The organism is Levilactobacillus acidifarinae DSM 19394 = JCM 15949 (genome assembly GCF_001434835.1).
GTDB classification, from domain to species: Bacteria; Bacillota; Bacilli; order Lactobacillales; family Lactobacillaceae; genus Levilactobacillus; species Levilactobacillus acidifarinae.
This window is the reverse complement of sequence record NZ_AZDV01000002.1, coordinates 40,766-59,843: the sequence shown is the minus strand read 5'-3', so window position 1 is coordinate 59,843 and position 19,078 is coordinate 40,766. Positions and strand designations below refer to the sequence as shown.

The window sequence follows — 19,078 nt, the reverse complement described above, 5'->3', positions numbered from 1 at the left end:
GCCCTACACATATTTGGTTTGTCGAAACAATGTTCAGTTTTCAAAGGTCTACCAAGCTGTTCGTCATCCGAACAGCTTAACCATCATAACATCTCGTTAAGATGATGTCAACCAGAAGTTTGATTTAACAACGTTTCCGGTTGAACCGTCATCGCTTAGCGACAACTTTATTAGAATAACATTTTGTTATCAGCTCGTCAACAACTAATTTCAATCTTTCAAATTGGTCTAGTTGGTAACGCGCTCGTGACAACGTCTATAACTATACCAACCCAGCCCCCGACCGTCAACTAAAATCGTCAAAACTTTCTAACCTTTTTTCAAAGACATATCTTATAGACTCATCACCCAACAATAGTTACTTGACGGCCGTGTGTTTCTTTATTTTTAACGGTCGACTGTTCGGTTTTATTTTGGCGACAAAAAAGCCCGCGGTCTCCCGTGGGCTAAAATTATTCTCAATTTACTGAACGCGAGCTAAGAAGTAACGCTTCTTTCCCCGGCGAACAATGACAAACTTACCATCAAACGCACTGGTTGGATCGATTTCAGCGGTGGGATCCGTCACCTTTTCCCCGTTAATCCGAATTGCACCGTTGGTAATGTCTTCTCTGGCCTGGCGCCGAGAAGCTTCAATCTTGGTGGTATCCACTAACCATTCCACTAAGCTTTGCTTCTCCGTCGTTACCGTAACGGCCGGCATGTTCTTAAAGCCTTGTTCGATTTCGTTAGCCGTCAAATCCGCAACGTCTCCGGAGAACAGGGCCTTGGTAATGTGTTGGGCTTCAACGACGGCCTGGTGTCCGTGTACAAATTCAGTCACTTCTTCGGCCAAGCGTGTTTGAGCTTCACGTTTCTCAGGATGGGCGGCCACGGCATCGGCCAACTGTTGAATTTCATCTTGGCTCAGGAAGGTAAAGTACTTCAAGAACTTCACCACGTCGCGATCATCCGTGTTGATCCAGAATTGGTAGAACTCGTAAGGCGAGGTCTTTTCGGGATCTAACCAGACGTTGCCGCCTTCGGACTTCCCAAACTTAGTTCCATCTGCCTTCAGCAATAACGGGATCGTCAACCCGTAAGCCTTGGCGTCGGAACCTTCTTGCCGGTGAATCAGGTCAATCCCGGACGTGATGTTTCCCCACTGATCGGCACCCCCGATTTGGAGTTGAACGTCTTCATGTTTGTATAAATGAAGGAAATCAATCGATTGAAGGATTTGGTACGTGAATTCGGTGTAGGAAATGCCGACTTCCAACCGGGAAGCCACGATTTCCTTGTTTAACATGGTATTCACGTTGAACAACTTCCCAAAGTCGCGTAAGAAGTCTAACAGGGACAACTTGGATAACCAATCGTAGTTGTTCACGATTTTAAAACTGCCGTCTTGACCGAAGAGGTGTTCCATCTGGGCCGTTAAGCAGTCCTGGTTGTGCCGGACTTGGTCCATGGTTTGCAACTTCCGTTCGGCTTTCTTACCGGATGGGTCACCGATTGACCCGGTCGCCCCCCCAATAACGATGTAGGGCCGGTGACCGGCTAACTGGAACCGTTTGAGAATCATAAACGGAATCAAGTGCCCAATGTGCATCGAATCCCCGGTTGGGTCGATTCCGGCGTACAAGCCCACGGCCTTTTCGTTGACCAAGTCGGCCAGCCCAGCCTCGTCCGTTTGTTGGTTAATGGCGCCCCGCCATTTTAATTCATCAATAATCGACATCTGTTTTCCTCCTAATATACTAAAAAAGTCCCCAACGGTCACAAAGACCATCAGGGACGAATTCAAAATCCGCGTTACCACCCAAGTTGTTGTCTACTGACAACCGCTCGTCATCGTTAACGGAATGACCCGCTGAACACCTCAGCCGCTCCACAGGGTAATTCGTGTCCTTGGACGTACCGACTCACACTCCCGTCGGCTCTCTGAACCGTTGCCAAGACCACTACTGAACTGCTTCATTGCTTATGGGTTTGATGATACTGTCCTCGCGGAAAAAAGTCAACTACTGAACCGACTCTGTTCTCATTTAAAAAAGATCCGTTAAGCTCGTCCAGACGATTTGAATGTTTAACACCGTGAGTACTAGCGTGCTGATCCACGCCAACCAGGTAATCCACCGTTTGTTAACGTACTCTTCACCCATAATTTTTTTCGATGACGTAAAAATGGTTAACGGAATCATCGAGAACGGCAACGCAATCGACAAGAAGACCTGTGAGTTCACCAGCAACCGGTCTAATGCCGCCTCGTTTCCGCCGTACATAATGGTACAAATCACGACCGGAGCGACCGATAACAGTCGCGTAACCAACCGGCGCACCCAAATGGGAACCTTCAGGTTAATGAATCCTTCCATGATAACCTGACCGGTCAGCGTCCCCGTAATTGTCGAATTTTGTCCCGAAGCCAGTAACGCCACCGCAAACAGCGTGGATAAGAACGGTGATGCCACGGCTCCCGCTAAATGATTATCCTGTAAAGCCGCATACAGGTTTCCAAACGTCCCTAACTTGTCGACGTCCTTCCCAAAAAACAACGCTGCCCCCAACAGTAACAGTAGGCAGTTGATCACGAAGGCCCCAATCAACTGAATGTTGGAATCCCAGGTGGTAAACTTGACCGCCCGGCGCATTTCCTCGGGATCGTCACGGTTAAATTTCCGCGTCTGGGCAATGGAAGAATGTAAGTAGAGGTTATGTGGCATCACCGTCGCCCCCACAATTCCCAACGCCATGGTCAGTTGGCCCGGATGCAAGATCTGCGCCTGGGGCACAAAGTTAGCGACCGCCTGACCCATGTTCGGTTGCGCAATAACGACTTCGTAAGCGAAAACCACTAAGATGACGGCAATTAAACAAATCACGATGGCTTCAATCTTGCGGAATCCTAGTTTCGTTAATAATAATAGAAGTAACACGTCAAAAACGGTTAAGGAAACCCCAATAATCAGTGGAATGCCGAATAATAATTGTAAAGCGATGGCGCCCCCGATGACTTCGGCAATGTCCGTCGCCATGATGGCCAATTCGGTCACCACCCAGAGCACGAACCCAATCCGTTTGGTGGTGTACGACCGCGTCGCCTGCGCCAAATCCTTTTGCGTCACGATTCCCAGTTTAGCCGCCATGTATTGCAACAGCATCGCAATCAAACTGGAAATCAAGATCACGGACATCAAGAGGTAGCCGTACTGGGCCCCACCCCCGATGGACGTTACCCAGTTACCGGGATCCATATACCCCACGGCCACTAGGGCCCCCGGTCCCGAAAAGGCAACCAGGTTTTTCCAAAAGCCCTTTTCCTTAGGAATTGAAACGGTCCCGTTGATTTCTTCTAACGAAGGCCCGTTAGCGTACCCCAGCAGCCCCTGATCCGCCGTGGTTTTTGAAACGTTATCTGTCATATTTTCCACTCCCCTTAATCTGATGGTAGTCACCATTATACGGAGGCCTAAGGCTTTGTAAACCCAGATTTGGCGCGGGTTTTCACAAGATTTAAATTACCCATTAAATAGACCATACAAAAAGCGTCCGGGAAGCCTAGTCCCGCACGCTTTCGTAAAAATAACGATTTTAATAATAAAATTTATTGGCCCCTTCATTTTCGGAAACCTATCCGTCATTCATGGATTCTGGAAGTCCAACGCAAAGATCGACAACTCATGATGCCGAAGCGTTCGAATCAACCGGTCCAAGTTCTCACCGTACTTTAACTCCTTGATCCAGTGAAAGGCCTCCAGTTGATGGGCCTGAGCAAATCGCAAGGCCTGCGGATCCGTCCCGTAAACCACGATATAGTTGCCCCGCTTCTGTTCGTCAATCACGACTTGACTGGTCAGGAGACTCAAGTGCACGATACCGCCCAATAATCGGTTAAAGATATCCGTCGTGACCCCCAACATATCGTAAGAAACCAGGATTTGAACCCGCGCGGCAGTCAGATTGAGCCCGTTAGTGTACTTGCTCAGATACTTTTGAGCTAACCGCAAGTCACTCGCGGTGACCTGATCAGGATAGAGCTGGGCCAGGTTGTTGGCAATGTCCGTTGCGGCCGCCGTCGACGTTGGCGTGGTCCGGTACAACGCTGTAATTTCGGGCCGTAAGAGCGGATCGACCCGGAAGAGCAGCATGAATTGCCCCAGTGAAAAGAGCCAGTTGGCAAACCAATCTTGCCCCGTGGCGAAGTCGCTTAACGACGCGACACTGGGCGCCAACTGATAGGTCGGAACCTTCTGCCGTAACCCAGAATACAGGCGCTGCATGTTTCGCGGTTGCAACGCCCTCACAAAATACGGCGAGCTGGTCAACAAGTAGTCCAGGGTGGCCAGTTCGGTCAGCGCTGCTCGCGGCGTATCGTTCAGTTGTTGCTGAAACTTGACCGCCAGCGGCCGCAAGTCGGTCAGGTGCACCAATGGGAACCGTAAGGCCGAATACCGGTGCCCCTGCGCCAACCGCAAGAGCGCCAAAGTAATCAAGAGATTCCGGTGCTGGGCCAGACCCTTGGAGTTCTGGTATAACGTGTCATCGGCGTAAGTCGTACAAATCGCCTCGTACAACGATTGATACGCCGCCGGTAACTCGGGTAATTCGTTTAGCGTGGTCAGCGTGGTACTAAACAACGTAAAGTACAACAACTGAACTAGCGTTTCATCCCCGTTCAATCGAAGCGGGTTTGTGGTCAATTCCAAGTGATACTGGGCCAGTTGCTGGCGCATCGGGCGCATCCGCCGGTTAAACGTCGACGTACTGATACCGTAGCGTTCACACAAAGTCCGCACCTGTTGGGGTTCGGCACTTAGTGTGGCCAACACCGCTTGATACGGAATACTGCGGGCGTAAAGCCAGTGACGGTAAACGTCGACCGTAATCGGTGTGGTTAAACTGTCTTTCGTTAATTTAGTGGTGGGCGCCAAGTGCTGCAAGTCCGTCCGCAGATTCAGTAGAATATGGTAGGCTTGCGAATAGCTCCCCTGCATGTTGGTCGCAAAATCGACCAGGTTAAATTGACCATGGTGATCCGTAATAAACGACATCAGTCGCAATTTACGGGTATCCTTTACCGTTAACATCGCAAAATCAATTTTCAATGTTGCTCACTCCCCCAAGTTAGCGAACAGCCCCCGACCACGAACGATCAGGGGCTGTCTTCATGATTGATTAGTCAATGTTGTTAATCGTGACGTGGCGCACATCTTCTAGTTCGGCCAACGTCTCCTTTAAGATAATTCGGGGATCGTCGTACCGAACGTCTGGTAGAACGCTGCTCAGGTAATTACCCGTCAGTTGGCCCGCACGGATTTCCGGTTGAATTGTCACCCGTTCTTGATCACTGGTGGTCAACGTCACTTTCTGCCCTGCACTTAACCGTTCAACTAGTGGTAAAGTTGGAACCTGTTGCATCATTCTAATCGCCCTCCTATGCATTAACTTTCCAGTTCTATTTTACCACGTCACCGGTCAATCCGTAGATTTAGCCCCTTGCGTTTATTTTATCGGGTAATCTACTTGGCCACTAGCTGATATTAGCCATAACAACCACTCAAACCGCTGTTTTAACCAATTCATATCGCTCAGCGATGAGGGTTTCCCCCCCGTCCTAGTTGCCCCTTTGCCAATTGAGCACGACGAACGCTTACTTAATAGAAGAAAGTCGACACAACGTGCCGTCATCAAACCACCCGTCATTTTCAACCGGGCCATCTTCGTCAGTTGGTCCCGCCATTTTTTGGTCTAGGCCCACCCGCGATTTCAGGAACCAGTCCGTTAAAGAAAGGTGGCGGTTTCACCGTTTAACCGACCATAATTGGTCTTAAATCGGACTCTTTATAAAAAGTTACATTTTTGTTACGTTTAGGGCCAGGCGTTTCGCGCAACCTGTTAATCATGCTATGCTCATAGTCATGCTGATTGATGCTATCGATATTCAACACAGGGGAGAAAGCAATTATGTGGCTGAAAAATCTAAATACTATCTTTGTCGTAGGGTACCCAATCTTCGTTTCAATCATTTGGATTACGGGTGGCCTTTTTTCTAGTTTCTACCGTCATCGGCAGTCCCGAAAGCTGTTGACTGCCGATGAAGAACCCTTCGTCTCCATCTTGATTCCGGCACACAACGAGTCCGATACGTTGGTCGCCGCCGTCAAATCATTGGCCGGACTACAGTATCAGCACTACGAAGTCGTGTTGATCGACGATTGTAGTACCGACAACACCTGGGAACTTATGGAGACGTTAGCCAAGCAGTGGGCCGGTCAATTGGCCATTCACAACTTGCATTTACCAATCAACCAGGGAAAGGCCAGTGCGTTGAACCAGGGCGCGAAGATCGCCAAGGGGGACTACCTCGTGGTTATCGACGCCGACTCACTCTTGCAGCCCGACGCCGTGACCCAATTAATGACCACGTTGTTGGAGAATCCTAACTACGGGGCCGTCACGGGGAAACCCATCGTCCGGAACCGCTCCACCCTCTTAGGGCGCCTACAATTACTGGAGTACGTCGCCGTGATTGACCTGATCAAGAAGGCTCAGGCCTACCTGACTGGGAGTATCACCACGGTTTCCGGCGTCATCGTTGCGTTTCGACGCGAGGCGTTAAACGAGGTCGGCGGCTGGAATCCCGCGGTCATGACCGAAGACATCGACATCACCTGGCGGATGTACCGTAATAAGTGGCAGGCCGCCTACGAGCCACGGGCCGTGTGCTGGATTTTAGTCCCAGAACGACTCCGGGGCTTACTCAAGCAACGGCAACGCTGGTCTCGTGGTGGGCTGGAAGTGCTCATCACCAACCGGCGTGGCCTATATCTGAATCCTTGGGGACAACGGGGACTCCTCTTGGAATCAATCGTCAGTAATTGTTGGGCCATCTTAACGGCCATCTCGTTGGTGGCTTATGCGTTTCAACTGTTTTTCTTACACAATCTTTCATTAGATGGTAACCTATTAATCTTAATGTTTACTTTAAACGCTATTCAATTTACGATTGGCTTTATCGCGTCACAAGAAATCGCGCAGTTGACGCTGCCCGAACTGTTATTAGTCCCCGTTTACATTCTATACTACTGGCTGATCAACTTAGTGAGTTGTATCGCCGCCATCAGTTCCTACTTCGTTGATCCACAACGTCGGGGAACTTGGCGCAGTCCTGATCGGGGGTTATAAACTATGCGAAGAACACCAGCGTCACCCATTATTCGGCGACAAACCAGCCTCAAAAGCCGGTTACTGCGCGCCATCGTCTTAATCGCGCTTTGGGGCTTCATCGCTCTGGTCGTGATCACCAACTTGGGCTTTAGCTTGGGCTGGTACAACGACACGCTTGTCAGTCTTTACCTTTTATTTAACCTGAAGGCCCACGCAAACAGCGCCTTTCTACTCCTCGCGTTAGTCTTGCTCATCGTCGTGCCCCTCTACTGTGCTTGGCGGTGGCTGCACTTACGTAAGGGGGTCCGCGCATGACTCGTCGCCTCCGTCGAGGACTCCTGATCCTCCTCTTCTTGGCGTTGATTCTCGGTTTTGGTTGGACTTACCAACACAAGGCCGCCAAACAACAGGCCACGAAGGAAAGTTATGCCCTCCCGGCACGCTACGAAAAAATGTCGAACGGCATCATGGTGTTCTGTTATCACCGAATTTTAGGGGATAACTGGACGACGCGCATTATCCGGGGGTTGTCGACCAATTCGCAACTTCACGAATTTAACGTCCCGGCCGACCAATTCACCGCCCAGATGAAATACCTGCATGACCACCACGTCAAGGTAATTTCAGCCGCCACCATGACCAAGATGGTGCGCAATGACCAGCCCATTCACGGGAAATACGCGGTGTTGTCCTTCGACGATATCGATCGAACCGTGATCGACCACGCCGTACCGGTCATGAATCATTATAAGTTCCCCTTCACCACCTTCATCATTACGGGGAACACCGGTCGTTACCGGGAAGGTACGCAGCTTGCCACTTGGTCACAGATTCGCGCCGCCCAAAAGGCTTCTCAGGGGCGAATGACCCTGGGCTTGCACACGCACAACCTGCACTATTTGAATTCTCATATGGAACCAGTCTTCATGCAACCCCACTACACCGGGAAATTTGAACGCGACTTTGCGGTTTCTAAGCAAGAGCTAAAGGCGCATACCGACGTGACCGGTAACTCATTCGCCTTTCCTTACGGGGCCGGCACGGACGCCATCGACGCCTTTCTGGCCCGGCAACGGCTCACCTGGGTCGCCACGTTGGACGCCGGCATTGTCACCGACAACACCGATCTCAACGCGACGCCGCGGGTCATCATCAACCGGGAAAGTTGGCCGTCCATCCAGAAGTGGTTCAGCACTAACTAAAAAATACAAAGGACCAGTGATGCGCCGGGCTTACTCGGACACTTCACTGGTCTTTTTAACGATAAAACCCCCGACTAGCAGCCACGCAAGGAAGCGACTGCCGGTCGGGGGTTTTCTAGTTTGTTAGTCAATTATAGCCCGCCGTCGCGCACCATAATTGTGGGCAAGCTAGGCTTGAGTCGGGGTCTTGGTTTTAGCGGGTTGCGTGAAACGCATGCCCACCGCGTAAATTACGGCCGTAATGGCCATGGCGATGAAGGTCGCCCCCACCGTGGTTGCGATGACTGGCACTTGTTTTAAGCCCCAATAAGCGACCACGCCGAGGCCCCAGCTGGCCACCGCCACCCAGTTCACCCCGTGACGGTACCAGTAGGCGCCGTGTACCTTGGTGAATTCACTGATGTGGTAGTGTTTCCCTTTCAACCAGAAGAAGTCCACCAAGAAGATGGCAATTTCGGGTCCCAGGAACATCCCAATACCGTCCAAGAAGGTTTCAAACACATCCAGGAAGCTCGCCAAGTAGACCGGAATAAACGTGACCAGTGTGGCCACGAGGGTGACTAGCCACAAACTGACGTTTAACGACAACCGGTGCACCATGTTGGTCAGTGCCGAGCCGGCCGACATCAGGTTGACCGCGTTGGCCGTGGTACTGGTCAACACAATCACCAATAGCGCTAAGAGGCCTAGACCCAGTTTCGCGGCTACCGTACTGGGATCCGAGTTGTTCGGATCGAAGTGGTTCAACGTGACCGCCGTGCCAATCGTGGCAAACAGTCCGATAAAGGCGAACCAGAACAGACCCAAGTTGGCCCCCAGAAATGACGCGGTCGTGGCCGCCGACTTTTTGGCCGTAAAACGACTAAAGTCGGACGCCGCGGTGACCCAGGCCAAGTTAAAGGCCGCTAAGGTATCCGCCGCCACGCCGGACGTCATTTTTAAGTTGTGGGGTGGTTGCCAACTGACAATCTCGCTAAAGGATACCGTCCGGAAAACCACCACGGATTCCCAGAGGACGAAGACCACCACCAGGATGATGCCAATCCGTTCGATTAAGCGAACGGACCGCTCACCCAGAGAGATACTTAATAAATGCAACACACTCATGATTAAGATGCCGACGATTAATCCCAGGTTTCCCCCGGGCTTGCCGTAGACCGGCCAACCGAAAAGCTCACTGAAGATGTAACTAATCGACGTCGCCGCGATAAAGGTATTCACGGCCGCCCAGCCGATAAACTGGACCACGTTGATCAGTGACGGGATGTAGCTGCCCCGTAAGCCAAACGACGCTCTGGTTAGCGCCATCGCCGGTAGGCCCGTCTGGTAGCCCATGTAGCTGGCAACCGCCAGTAAGGCGTAGGAGATCAGTCCCACCACGACCAGCGTAGTAGATGCGGTCAGGAACCCACAGGCGGCAATCACGCCGCCGATGTACCAAGTGCCGTTATTGGCATTCGCCCCAATCCAAGTCGCAAATAAATCCCAATTCGACATGTGGCGGTGTTCGGTTGCCACCACGTCAACGCGACCAAAGTCAGCCGTAGAAGCGGCCTTTGTCTTTGCAGTCGTTGTTTTTAGCTCTTGTGCCATGTGTGTCACCTTTCCCTCTGGCGGGTTGACCAAGGTGACCGGCATGATTGGGTCAATGCATCACCATGCATTCAAAATTCGTTGTCGTACCGCCAAGCGTAATGACCGTCTGCCCACTTTGCTTGTCGCCACGGCCAACACCCTAGCCGAATCACCGCGGCCCCACACCAATTTTACGAACGCAAATTTACAGAATTTCGCCGACGAATTCGCCCTTCGGCAGCTTAGTAAAGTCATAAGTGGCCAAATCTTGCACCTGCTTGGTGTACCAGTACAAACTTTCGGTAATCATCAGGTTAACCGCTTCGTCCTTTTCTTGGAGCGCCAGAATTGGCAGGTTACGCATCGTGGCAACCCCTAATTCGTAGGCCGTCCCGGAGTCCAAGTTCTTCGCTTCGAAGTCTAAGACCGTGACGATCACGTCGGCCGCCGCAATCTGATCCATGTCGCGGTGGAAGATTTCCGTGGCCCACGCCTTAGTGAATTGTTCCGCTTGGGCGTCCTGGTGTAACCGCGGTGAGTAGAAATCCGTCACCGTGGGGTTCGCTTCTAAGGCTTGTTCGAGCCGGGTTACCCGGTCCACCTGTTCGGGACTGAAAAACGGACTTGCAACGTAAATTTGTGCCATGGTAAAACTCCTCCAAAAATTTTTCAACCAACGTAAGCATGAAAAAAGCGGCCGAATTCGCTCGAACTCAGGCCGCTAGTCGCGCGCAAAAAGCCCGCGATTCTACCGTACCTTTGTTAGCCTCTCTGGGCTAAAGTTAAAAGGACTATTTGGTTGTTAGAACGTATTATACGGACTTCTAAAATATTCGTCAATCCGGTTCAGGCGTTCAGAATTTAAGTTAAGCGGTTCACTGCCGATAAGACCGGGCCTCAAGAAATTTCAAGGTCGCCTTAACCGTTCATCAAGACAACCCAACAAATGCCCGTCACGAGCAAGAGCCCACTACTTAAGAAAATCGACTTTAACCGGTAAAATACACAACTCATGGCAAAGATCAACATGACGCTAAACGCCACACCTAACCCCCACAGGTACGGGAGAACGTTGACGTACATGGCATCGATTCCCTGATATAAGATGGTAGCGATCACCCCGATATCTAGGAGCGCTACTCCCAGTTCAGTTCCGTGTAACGCTCGCGACCAGACTGTCATTCCCTCACCCCTCATTTTTACCTAATCTTACCTCCGGGGCTTACTTAGTTAAAGTACTGCGTCAACACCTGCTTGTAGATCTCGATAAAGTCCAGGTACTGCGACTTCGAGGTCCATTCGTTATCCTGGTGCTGACTATCGTTGCCGGGGCCAAAAACCACGTAATCGAAGCCCACGGGATGGTCCTTTAGGAACTGGGCGCCGTCAGTTCCTCCCGGCGAACTCATCGCCAGAATTTCCGTCGGTGAGTATGGCAACTTCAATAGTTTTAGAATTTTAGCCTCATATTCCCGTTCCTCGGCGGTGATGGTTTGCTTGGCCGCGTACGGATTGCCAATCTTTTGAATCAAACGGGTCAGTTTGCCATTCGTTGCGCCAACTAGTGGGCCAATATCGGTGGCCATTTCAAGCGTCACGTGACCGTTGGTAGTCTGATTGTACTGGTCCAAGACCCGTTCAAAGTTCCGCACGATAGCGTGATTACTGAGTTCGGGAATCGTTCGCAGGTTGATTTGTGCGGTTGCCGAGCCCGGAATCGCGTTGACCTGGTTACCACCGTTGATCACATCGACGTTGTAGACGGTTTGACCCAACGTGTCGTTACGCACCCCATCGGTCATCTTCTCAAACTCGGTCTGCATTAATTGGAGCGCGTTGATTAGATGGAAAATGGCGTTATTACCCAGTTGCGGCATCGAACTGTGTGCCGCCCTGCCCGTCGAAGTCACGGTCAAGTTCATGGTGCCCTTGTTGGCATACATCAACCGATAGCCGGTGGGTTCCCCCACTAAAAGTCCCGTGACGTCTTGCATGTACCCGGCGGCGGTGAGGGCTTTAGCTCCCAATTCACCGACCTCCTCGCCGACGGTCGCCAGTAAGCGAATCGTCCCATTAAGGGGCACCGCCTGCTCCTTCAACTCGATCATCGCGATCACCAGAGCAGCCAACCCGTCCTTCATATCGGTGACGCCCCGACCGTAAAGCCGATCCCCCTTAGTCACCATCTCAAAGGGGTCCGTGTCCCAATGCGCCTCGTCGACGTCGACCACGTCCATGTGGCCGGAAACCGCTAAAACCGGCTGACCGTGACCTAACGTGGCCACCAGGTTGGCCCGATCCCCCGTCAGCGGGATGATTTGACTGTCGATGCCTACCCGGTCAAAGACCCCCTTCAGGTACTTCGCCACCTGTAACTCGTGGTCGTTGACGGAGCGAATCTTAATCAGATCGGCTAATAACTGTAACTTTGCAGTGGTTTCCATTACCCATCATCTCCTTAAGGCCTTTATACCACGGTTGGGCGGCTAACCGCGCCTGAGGGGCTTGTTAAATTTTATGGCCGCACTAGTTACGCGGCTAACCTATCGGCCTCAGCCATGTCAGTCCACCGGCCAATCACCTAACAAACCGTTTGGTGGCTTAGTTGTCGTTTCCCGTCGGACTTGATACACTAGATGCATCATAGAGGAGGATTATATGTTACCCACAAGTCATCACCTACCGCCCCGTATCAAACGGATCTGGGGGTATAGCACCCTGGGGAGTTTCGTTGTCGGGTTAGTCGTTACTGCCCTATTGTACTGGGCCCACCTCGGCTGGCACTGGGCTAATTGGCTCGTTATTGCCAGTGCCATCGTAACCTTAATTGAACCCATCGTGGAGGCCGGCCTAATTCCCTACCGGTACCGGTTCACGCGCTACCAGATCACCCCGGTCGCCGTAGAAATGCAGTCCGGCATGGTCTTTAAAAAACGCCTAGCCATCCCGATTGCGCGGGTTCAAGACGTCACCTTGAAGGCCGGCCCGCTTCTGCAGTGGCAGAAACTGACGCAGGTCACCGTTGCCACGGCGGCCACCAGCCACACCATCGAGGGCTTAGAACTTACCGTGGCCGAGCAACTCCGGGAACAAATCATGCAGCTGGCCCAGGAGGCCCGCCATGACTAAACCGCGGCATTCCCACGTACTCGGCCTCATCACTCACCTGGCTAAACAGATTCAGGAATACTGGTTTTTGTTCATTCTGTTGCTGTGGCAATGGGGGAACTTATCCCCGCTGTGGCGCGGTGTAGCAATCGCCGCCCTAGTGGTCTGGTTTCTGGCCTGGCCGATCACCAAGTGGGCCACGTTGACCTACATCGTCACCCCGGACGCGGTGGTCATTCACTCGGGGATCTTCGTGCGACACCAGTTACATATCCCGTACCCCCGGATTCAGACGGTCCAGCGCCAGCAATGGTTCTACCTGCGGCCGTTTCACCTGGAAACCCTGAAACTGGAGACTGCCAGTCATGAGGACGGTCAACCCGAGGTCCGGTTACCGGCCGTTCCGACCAGCGTTGCCGACACCATCAACACCTACCGACAAGCCACGACTAAGCCATCAATCGCAGCTACCGTGACGACCGAATCGGCCGCGCCCACCGCAATACCACAATCACAGGGGCCGAGTTACCGCATTACCCACCGGGCCCTCACCCAATTTGCGCTGACCTCTACGGGGGTCATCCCCTTAGTGTTGGTACTCCTAGGAATCTACGGTAAACTCCCCAAGGATTGGGAGAATCAAGCCCTGGCTCAAGCCGCCCACTACGCGTTACCCTTCCTTGTGGGGGCCATCATCGTGGTGCTACTCATCGCCTGGGTGGGCGCCTACCTGTGGGTCCTGATTCGCTACTACCACTTCACGCTGACCAAAACCGGCGATCAGTTGGAGACCGTCAAGGGACTGTTTCAACGGAACACGGTCACGGCACCGATTGACCGAATTCAGGCCGTGCGGTTCAAGCAAAACATCTTGCGGCAATGGCTCCACCTGCAGACCGTTCAGGTTCTACTCGCGTCCAAGGCCGCGACCGACGATGACGACCACGATCTGGTTTTATTACCGGCCATCGCGCAAGACCAGCTCTACGCCACCCTTCACCCGTTTATCCCTTGGGTACCGGCCACGGCGCCCCAATTAACGGACTTCGTGGTGCCCCGTCAGGCCCGATGGTTGCTAAACCGTAACGCCCTGCTAGTGGTGGCCTTACCCGTCATTTTACTGTGCTGGCTCTGGCAGCCCTGGGGCTACTTAAGTTTGTTCTTACTCCCACTGGCCTACTTTCAGGGTCGATTCGTCGCCCGCAACACTGGTGGTCGCCGGTTAAGTGATGAGTTAGTGATGTTACAGACCGGTCACGTCTGGACCCGCGAAACGTTTGTGGTGCGCCGCCAACAGATTCAATCCCTGGAAGTGAACTTTTCCGTTTGGATGCGGCCCAAACACCTGGCCCACCTGACCGTGAATGTCCGGCATGGCAATCGCAAACAAGCCATCGAACTCCGGTACCTCTCCGCTAAACAAGTCCACGCGTTATATGATTGGTACACGAATTAAGTTACCACGTCAAAAAACGACAACCACCCGCAAAAGGTGATTGTCGTTTTTTGATCCCCGGCACGTTCCCCAACGATACCGGCGACTCCCCTGAAAGGCGCTACTCCCAGTAGCCACCCTTCTTATTCAGTTTCAGCCCTACTCCATGGCCAATTTTAAGATTAAAACTTCTGGTACTGGTTAGGTCGGGGTAACGTGAACCCAATCTAATCTCCAGCTATGATAGTAGCACCTTTTTCCCCGAACGTTATTAAAGAAATGGTAAAGCTAGTCACCACGACGCTGATGCCACTTTTCGATGAGCTGTGGGCGCCATAACCAGCCATAACCGAAGATTGCCGAGATAATAAACGTGATCAACGCTGGCTGTAAATCGTTAGCGTTAACGGAGAAAATAAACGTCATATAGCCCACAAAAACCAGGTATAGTGGCACCCGTAACCGTGGAAACATTAAGTATTCCCCGTTGTGCTCTAACGACAACCGATTAAAGAGAAAGCTCCCCCAAACCAGCAAGATGACCGCTGCCAGTAACCATGACCCCACAGCGAGCCATTCGACCGTTATGGTGGTCATATGCAACGTTACCCCTTCAAAAAACGTGACCATCCCCACCAGGGACAGCGTAAACCCACATACCGTAATCACCAACGGCCCGCTTTGCCCCACAATCAACGCGGCAAACCAGCCAATGGCAAACATGACGAGGGCCAGAATTAGACCGCTTACCCAGGTCGTCAAGAATCCGGGTAACGCCAGATTAAAACTCGTGCCCTGAGGTAGCTTAATCCAATAAGTCAAATACTGAACGACCGCGGTGACCACGTCAATAACGAGGAGGCCCGCCAAAGCCATCCCTAACTTGGTCCAATAGATCCGTTGGCGTTTATACCCACTCGCAAATAAGAACTGATTAAAGTTTTCTTTTAAATCCTGCATCATCAGGAGCATCCCGGATAACCAGGCAACGAAAACCAACCAATACGAGTAGACCGAAACGCTCCCAAACTTACTCGTTTGGTACACCACCCAGTGATTAATCTGATCCGCAAACAACACCGGACTGTGCCGAACCCAAGTTTCCGCATCCAATAGCGCCACGGCAATCCCAGCTAACACAGAAATTCCCAGTAACGCCCAAAAACGTTGACGGTAACGCCGCCATAGTAAGCGGCTTAAATTTTTAGTCACCATTCATTCCCCCTACTTCAACAGTTGATAACCGGTGTCCTGTGACAGGTTCGCCCGGAATAAGTCTTCCAACGTTAACGGTAATTCTTCCAGTAAAACCGGATTCAAAGCGCGCAGTTGCGCATCTAACTCGGGCGTAAAGTCCGGAAAAACGACCACCAGGACTCGTCCGGAGACCCGAATCAACTTACTGTGGTCCTTTAACAGTTGGGGAATCTCCTTGTCCTTAAAGACTAACTGAATCTTTTTGGCCTTCGCACGCACATCTTCTAAGTTGTAGTCGTGAGCTAACCGGCTGTCTTTAAGTAGCAAGACCCGGTCACTCAACCCGTCGAGTTCGTTTAAATCGTGTGACGAGATCAAAAAGCCCTTGGTCTGGTCGGCCACTTCGTCAATCACCATGCTGGCAATATTTTCGCGGACGATCACATCTAACCCATCGAAGGGTTCGTCCAAAATGATGTAGGTGGCGTTCGACGTCAACGCTAAGATCAGGTTGACCAACGCCCGCATCCCCTTAGACAAGCGCCGGTATTGGTCCCGTCCGTTCAGCTGGAAACGGTCCAATAGTTGTGTGTACCGCGATTGGTCAAAGTCGGTGTACACCAACGCGAAAAAGTCGGGTAACTCGCGTAAGCGGTAATTACTTAAAAAGTTGTACTGCGTGTCAACGAAAAATAATTGCCGTTGGGCCGCCGGTTCGGCCCCTAAATCGTGTTGGTCAATCAGTACTTGACCGGCATCGGCGATGTATTGGCGCGTCATGGTCCGAAACAGTGTGGTTTTTCCCACCCCGTTACGCCCCACGAGGCCCACAATTTCGCCAGGTTGCCAATCAAAGCTTACGTCTTCAATAATTTGGCGGCGTTCAATCTTTTTGGTTAATTTGCTGACCCGTAACATCTAATCTGCCTCCTGATATGCCGTTTTAATCCACCCGATCACCTCATCGGCCGGAACGCCTAAATAGCGAATCTCGGTCAACAGAGGCATCAGCCGTTGTTTGGTTTCAATGATTTGGCGGGCGTTATCGGGCGCCGTCGCCGATTCCTTCACGTAGGTGCCCTTCCCGTGAACCGTGGTAATCACCTGCTGCGCTTCTAGTTGCTTGTACGCCTTGCTCACCGTGTTGGGATTGAGTTGCTCTTGACGCGCCATCTCTCGCACGGACGGCAACCGGTCACCCGGCTGCAAAATGCCGCGAACAATCTGCTGCTTGACGCGCAATACCAGTTGTTCGTAGTACGGTAGGCTTGAGCCATCACTGACTTGCATCCCCTCACCCCTTCGTGTGTCGTATGTGTCCTGCGTGTACTATTATACATAGTACACTCGTAAAAACAAGCCCCCTTAACCAAAAGAAAAGGAACGTCACTGTAGGGACGTTCCCGAGAGTCTGAGTTAGCTGCGCTGCGACAGGACCAACCCACTGATGGTCAGGCAGATGCCCACGATGATCCACGGCGTAATTGGCTCGTGTAAAATCAGTGCGGCAAAGATCACGGTGATGACCGGTGTCAGGTAGATGTAGACACTGGTTTTAACCGCCCCTAAGGTCTTGACCGCGTAGGCCCAACTTAGGAAACACACGGCCGAGGCCCCCAACCCCAAAAACAGGAAGTTCCCCAGGTTGGTCAGCTGGAGAATGGTCCCCAACTTCAGTGTCCCGTGAGTCAACCCGAAAATCGGTAGGATGAACAGAATCCCGTAAGTAAAGGTCCGCCGGGTCACCTGGATGGGGTTGTAGTGCAAGTGGTTAAGATAAATCACCACGTAGGAATACAGCGCCCAGACCAGCGCCGCTAGAATCGCCATCAGGTCGCCCCAGAAGTTAAACTGAACGCCGCTGGTCCCGTTAAACGAAATCAGCACGATCCCGGCCATCGCGGCCACGAATCCCAACAGGAACTGGCGACTTAACGTGTTACGGTGCGTGAGGGCTCCGATCATGGCAATGAAGAACGGCGAAATCGACACGATCACCCCGATGTTGGACGCCAGCGTTAGGGTCAACGCAAAGTTTTCCAGCAGGTAATACAGGCAAATACCCAGCAGTCCGGCCAAGGCAAAGGCGCCCTCTTCGTGCCAACTGGTGAATTTAAACACCTTCGGGTAGGCCACAAATAAGGCGATTAACCCAATCACGAAGCGGGTCAGCAAAATCTCGATGGGGGCAAAATCCACCAATAAGATCTTGGTGGAAATAAACGTGGTCCCCCACAGCAAGACGGTCAGCAGAGCCACCAAGTGCCCGCTCAATAAATTCCTTTGTTGCACGACAAAAACAATCCCTTCTCCATCAATTTCTCTTTAACCTAAATCCGGTTTAAAGCTAGTTCTTAAACCAAATCTTTCTTCTTTGGGGCGCCTATTTGAATCATTGGGCCCAACTACTTACCATTTTAAGCTGTTACCGTAACCAGCATGAGCTGGAGGACCAGTCAGCAATGGGCTTAGGGGGGGGCGTTTGTCTAAGCTGGTGTTCTTTGCCAGCTTAGACAAAGGTCGGTCTTCAAGACCCGCTCTGAGGGCTTGAAGCCGTGCCCCCCGTTCCAGCCCGTTGCTGACTGACCCGGAAGCGCTTATCCACTCAAATTAGATTAGTCCGCTTCCGGTTCCCGTTGGGCCACGCCCACTAACTGGTTGTAGAACTTAGCCATGCTCAGGTCGTAGTACGGCATCACAAACAGACTCGGGAGTCCCCAGAACAAGCCCCCCAGGAAGAACCAGAGGATAAACGACAAATTCATGATGAACAGGAACGCTTTATTGCCGTCCATGACCTGCCGCGACCGGGTAATGGCCTCGAGCGCGGTGATGGGATGCCCCTGGTCGTAGGCGTCGCGGTACAGATAAAAGGCTTGTGAGTACGACAGCGTCTTGATGATCCCCGGAACCACCAATAAGCAGGTCCACAAAAAGATAAACACGGTCGACCAGATGGCGATAAACAACCAGCCTAAGAAGTACCGCCCATTTTCAAAGACCCGTAAACTGCGTTGCACGGGTTGGTCCAACTGAACCGTTCCCCGATCCACGTCGATCATGGTCAACATGGTGCCGGCGTGCAGTACCGCCCCCACTAACATGAGCAGACCGGCAAACGAAAAGGGGCCAGCGTACTCAGTCAAGTGCAAGTTTCCCGTCATGGCCTCCGTCACCCACCCAATGTGCCGGTCGTTAATCTCTGCGCCCACCCAGTACAGGGCCAGCCATAAAATAGATAATAATAGATAGAATTTAAAGTGGTCCAGGACCTGGCGTTTAGCCCCGAGTTTTAAATTTTTCCGATCTTGTGACGTCATGGTTATTCCCCTTTCAACTGTTGCGTCATGCCCCCTAGTATACCGTTTTTCGGTCCGGCTCGGCATCCCAAATTCCCTAGAAGTGGCGGAAA

Annotated in this window: 18 protein-coding genes and 1 other annotated feature; of the genes, 5 read left to right on the top strand and 13 right to left on the bottom strand. The window is 52.0% G+C overall.

What is annotated here, in order from left to right; all coding sequences use genetic code 11:
• Positions 1–463: 463 nt before the first annotated feature.
• The 4 genes from tyrS to FD25_RS00685 all read right to left on the bottom strand — a co-directional run bounded on the left by tyrS (position 464) and on the right by FD25_RS00685 (position 5,403).
• Positions 464–1,720 carry a tyrosine--tRNA ligase gene (gene tyrS / locus FD25_RS00700; protein ID WP_057800676.1) on the bottom strand — a complete coding sequence of 419 codons (1,257 nt, stop codon included), beginning with the start codon at positions 1,718–1,720 and terminating at the stop codon, positions 464–466.
• A 49-nt stretch (positions 1,721–1,769) separates the two neighbouring features.
• Positions 1,770–1,969 (bottom strand) — a binding site (T-box leader).
• Between the two features lie 58 nt (positions 1,970–2,027).
• Positions 2,028–3,404, bottom strand: coding sequence for an Nramp family divalent metal transporter (locus FD25_RS00695; RefSeq protein WP_057800675.1), 1,377 nt, complete (start codon positions 3,402–3,404; stop codon positions 2,028–2,030).
• Between the two features lie 219 nt (positions 3,405–3,623).
• The gene (locus tag FD25_RS00690) at positions 3,624–5,087 is read right to left on the bottom strand and encodes a helix-turn-helix domain-containing protein (protein ID WP_057800674.1); all 1,464 of its coding nucleotides are present in this window, start codon (positions 5,085–5,087) and stop codon (positions 3,624–3,626) included.
• Between the two features lie 70 nt (positions 5,088–5,157).
• Entirely contained in the window at positions 5,158–5,403 is a 246-nt protein-coding gene (locus FD25_RS00685; RefSeq protein ID WP_057800673.1) for a hypothetical protein, read from the bottom strand.
• Between the two features lie 543 nt (positions 5,404–5,946).
• Between FD25_RS00685 and FD25_RS00680 the strand changes: the two genes are divergently transcribed.
• Genes FD25_RS00680 through FD25_RS00670 form a run of 3 tightly spaced genes read left to right on the top strand, consistent with a single transcriptional unit; the run spans position 5,947 to position 8,351 of the window.
• Complete coding sequence (locus FD25_RS00680; protein WP_057800672.1) at positions 5,947–7,167, top strand: glycosyltransferase family 2 protein; 1,221 nt, start codon at positions 5,947–5,949, stop codon at positions 7,165–7,167.
• Between the two features lie 3 nt (positions 7,168–7,170).
• The gene (locus FD25_RS00675) at positions 7,171–7,464 is read left to right on the top strand and encodes a hypothetical protein (protein WP_057800671.1); all 294 of its coding nucleotides are present in this window, start codon (positions 7,171–7,173) and stop codon (positions 7,462–7,464) included.
• Positions 7,461–8,351 (top strand): polysaccharide deacetylase family protein, encoded by an 891-nt coding sequence (locus FD25_RS00670; protein WP_057800670.1) that lies wholly within the window; start codon positions 7,461–7,463, stop codon positions 8,349–8,351. Before FD25_RS00675 ends, FD25_RS00670 begins: the two co-directional genes overlap by 4 nt.
• A gap of 168 nt (positions 8,352–8,519) precedes the next feature.
• Here the strand turns inward: FD25_RS00670 and FD25_RS00665 are convergent, their stop codons facing one another.
• The 4 genes from FD25_RS00665 to FD25_RS00650 form a co-directional block, all read right to left on the bottom strand.
• The gene (locus FD25_RS00665; protein WP_057800669.1) at positions 8,520–9,944 is read right to left on the bottom strand and encodes a cytosine permease; all 1,425 of its coding nucleotides are present in this window, start codon (positions 9,942–9,944) and stop codon (positions 8,520–8,522) included.
• Positions 9,945–10,131: 187 nt separating this feature from the next.
• Complete coding sequence (locus tag FD25_RS00660) at positions 10,132–10,572, bottom strand: nucleoside 2-deoxyribosyltransferase (RefSeq protein WP_057800668.1); 441 nt, start codon at positions 10,570–10,572, stop codon at positions 10,132–10,134.
• A gap of 272 nt (positions 10,573–10,844) precedes the next feature.
• A complete protein-coding gene (locus FD25_RS00655) occupies positions 10,845–11,108 on the bottom strand; it encodes a hypothetical protein (RefSeq protein WP_057800667.1) in 264 nt (87 codons plus the stop codon).
• A 44-nt stretch (positions 11,109–11,152) separates the two neighbouring features.
• Positions 11,153–12,370 (bottom strand): ArgE/DapE family deacylase, encoded by a 1,218-nt coding sequence (locus tag FD25_RS00650; protein ID WP_057800666.1) that lies wholly within the window; start codon positions 12,368–12,370, stop codon positions 11,153–11,155.
• 214 nt (positions 12,371–12,584) lie between these two features.
• Between FD25_RS00650 and FD25_RS00645 the strand changes: the two genes are divergently transcribed.
• On the top strand, positions 12,585–13,055 hold the full coding sequence (locus FD25_RS00645) for a PH domain-containing protein (protein ID WP_057800665.1): 471 nt from the start codon (positions 12,585–12,587) through the stop codon (positions 13,053–13,055).
• On the top strand, positions 13,048–14,490 hold the full coding sequence (locus tag FD25_RS00640; RefSeq protein ID WP_057800664.1) for a PH domain-containing protein: 1,443 nt from the start codon (positions 13,048–13,050) through the stop codon (positions 14,488–14,490). The genes FD25_RS00645 and FD25_RS00640 overlap by 8 nt, the downstream gene beginning before the upstream one ends.
• A 267-nt stretch (positions 14,491–14,757) precedes the next feature.
• On the opposite strand, the gene FD25_RS00635 is transcribed toward FD25_RS00640, so the two are convergent.
• The 5 genes from FD25_RS00635 to FD25_RS00615 form a co-directional block, all read right to left on the bottom strand.
• Entirely contained in the window at positions 14,758–15,681 is a 924-nt protein-coding gene (locus FD25_RS00635; RefSeq protein WP_146999946.1) for an ABC transporter permease, read from the bottom strand.
• Positions 15,682–15,693: 12 nt separating this feature from the next.
• Complete coding sequence (locus tag FD25_RS00630) at positions 15,694–16,584, bottom strand: ATP-binding cassette domain-containing protein (protein ID WP_057800662.1); 891 nt, start codon at positions 16,582–16,584, stop codon at positions 15,694–15,696.
• Positions 16,585–16,956, bottom strand: a complete 372-nt coding sequence (locus FD25_RS00625) for a GntR family transcriptional regulator (protein ID WP_057800661.1) — start codon at positions 16,954–16,956, stop codon at positions 16,585–16,587.
• Positions 16,957–17,082: 126 nt separating this feature from the next.
• Complete coding sequence (locus FD25_RS00620; protein ID WP_057800660.1) at positions 17,083–17,958, bottom strand: DMT family transporter; 876 nt, start codon at positions 17,956–17,958, stop codon at positions 17,083–17,085.
• A 323-nt stretch (positions 17,959–18,281) separates the two neighbouring features.
• On the bottom strand, positions 18,282–18,986 hold the full coding sequence (locus FD25_RS00615; RefSeq protein WP_057800659.1) for a DUF975 family protein: 705 nt from the start codon (positions 18,984–18,986) through the stop codon (positions 18,282–18,284).
• Between the last annotated feature and the right edge of the window lie 92 nt (positions 18,987–19,078).

Bases quoted from the DNA above. Each gene is read 5' to 3' on its own strand.
- FD25_RS00625 (WP_057800661.1), bottom strand. From the start codon at position 16,956: ATGCAAGTCAGTGATGGCTCAAGCCTACCGTACTACGAACAACTGGTA.
- FD25_RS00615 (WP_057800659.1), bottom strand. From the start codon at position 18,986: ATGACGTCACAAGATCGGAAAAATTTAAAACTCGGGGCTAAACGCCAG.
- FD25_RS00675 (WP_057800671.1), top strand. From the start codon at position 7,171: ATGCGAAGAACACCAGCGTCACCCATTATTCGGCGACAAACCAGCCTC.
- FD25_RS00640 (WP_057800664.1), top strand. From the start codon at position 13,048: ATGACTAAACCGCGGCATTCCCACGTACTCGGCCTCATCACTCACCTG.
- FD25_RS00665 (WP_057800669.1), bottom strand. From the start codon at position 9,944: ATGGCACAAGAGCTAAAAACAACGACTGCAAAGACAAAGGCCGCTTCT.
- FD25_RS00660 (WP_057800668.1), bottom strand. From the start codon at position 10,572: ATGGCACAAATTTACGTTGCAAGTCCGTTTTTCAGTCCCGAACAGGTG.
- FD25_RS00680 (WP_057800672.1), top strand. From the start codon at position 5,947: ATGTGGCTGAAAAATCTAAATACTATCTTTGTCGTAGGGTACCCAATC.
- FD25_RS00630 (WP_057800662.1), bottom strand. From the start codon at position 16,584: ATGTTACGGGTCAGCAAATTAACCAAAAAGATTGAACGCCGCCAAATT.
- FD25_RS00670 (WP_057800670.1), top strand. From the start codon at position 7,461: ATGACTCGTCGCCTCCGTCGAGGACTCCTGATCCTCCTCTTCTTGGCG.
- FD25_RS00695 (WP_057800675.1), bottom strand. From the start codon at position 3,404: ATGACAGATAACGTTTCAAAAACCACGGCGGATCAGGGGCTGCTGGGG.
- FD25_RS00645 (WP_057800665.1), top strand. From the start codon at position 12,585: ATGTTACCCACAAGTCATCACCTACCGCCCCGTATCAAACGGATCTGG.
- FD25_RS00655 (WP_057800667.1), bottom strand. From the start codon at position 11,108: ATGACAGTCTGGTCGCGAGCGTTACACGGAACTGAACTGGGAGTAGCG.
- FD25_RS00650 (WP_057800666.1), bottom strand. From the start codon at position 12,370: ATGGAAACCACTGCAAAGTTACAGTTATTAGCCGATCTGATTAAGATT.
- tyrS (WP_057800676.1), bottom strand. From the start codon at position 1,720: ATGTCGATTATTGATGAATTAAAATGGCGGGGCGCCATTAACCAACAA.
- FD25_RS00685 (WP_057800673.1), bottom strand. From the start codon at position 5,403: ATGATGCAACAGGTTCCAACTTTACCACTAGTTGAACGGTTAAGTGCA.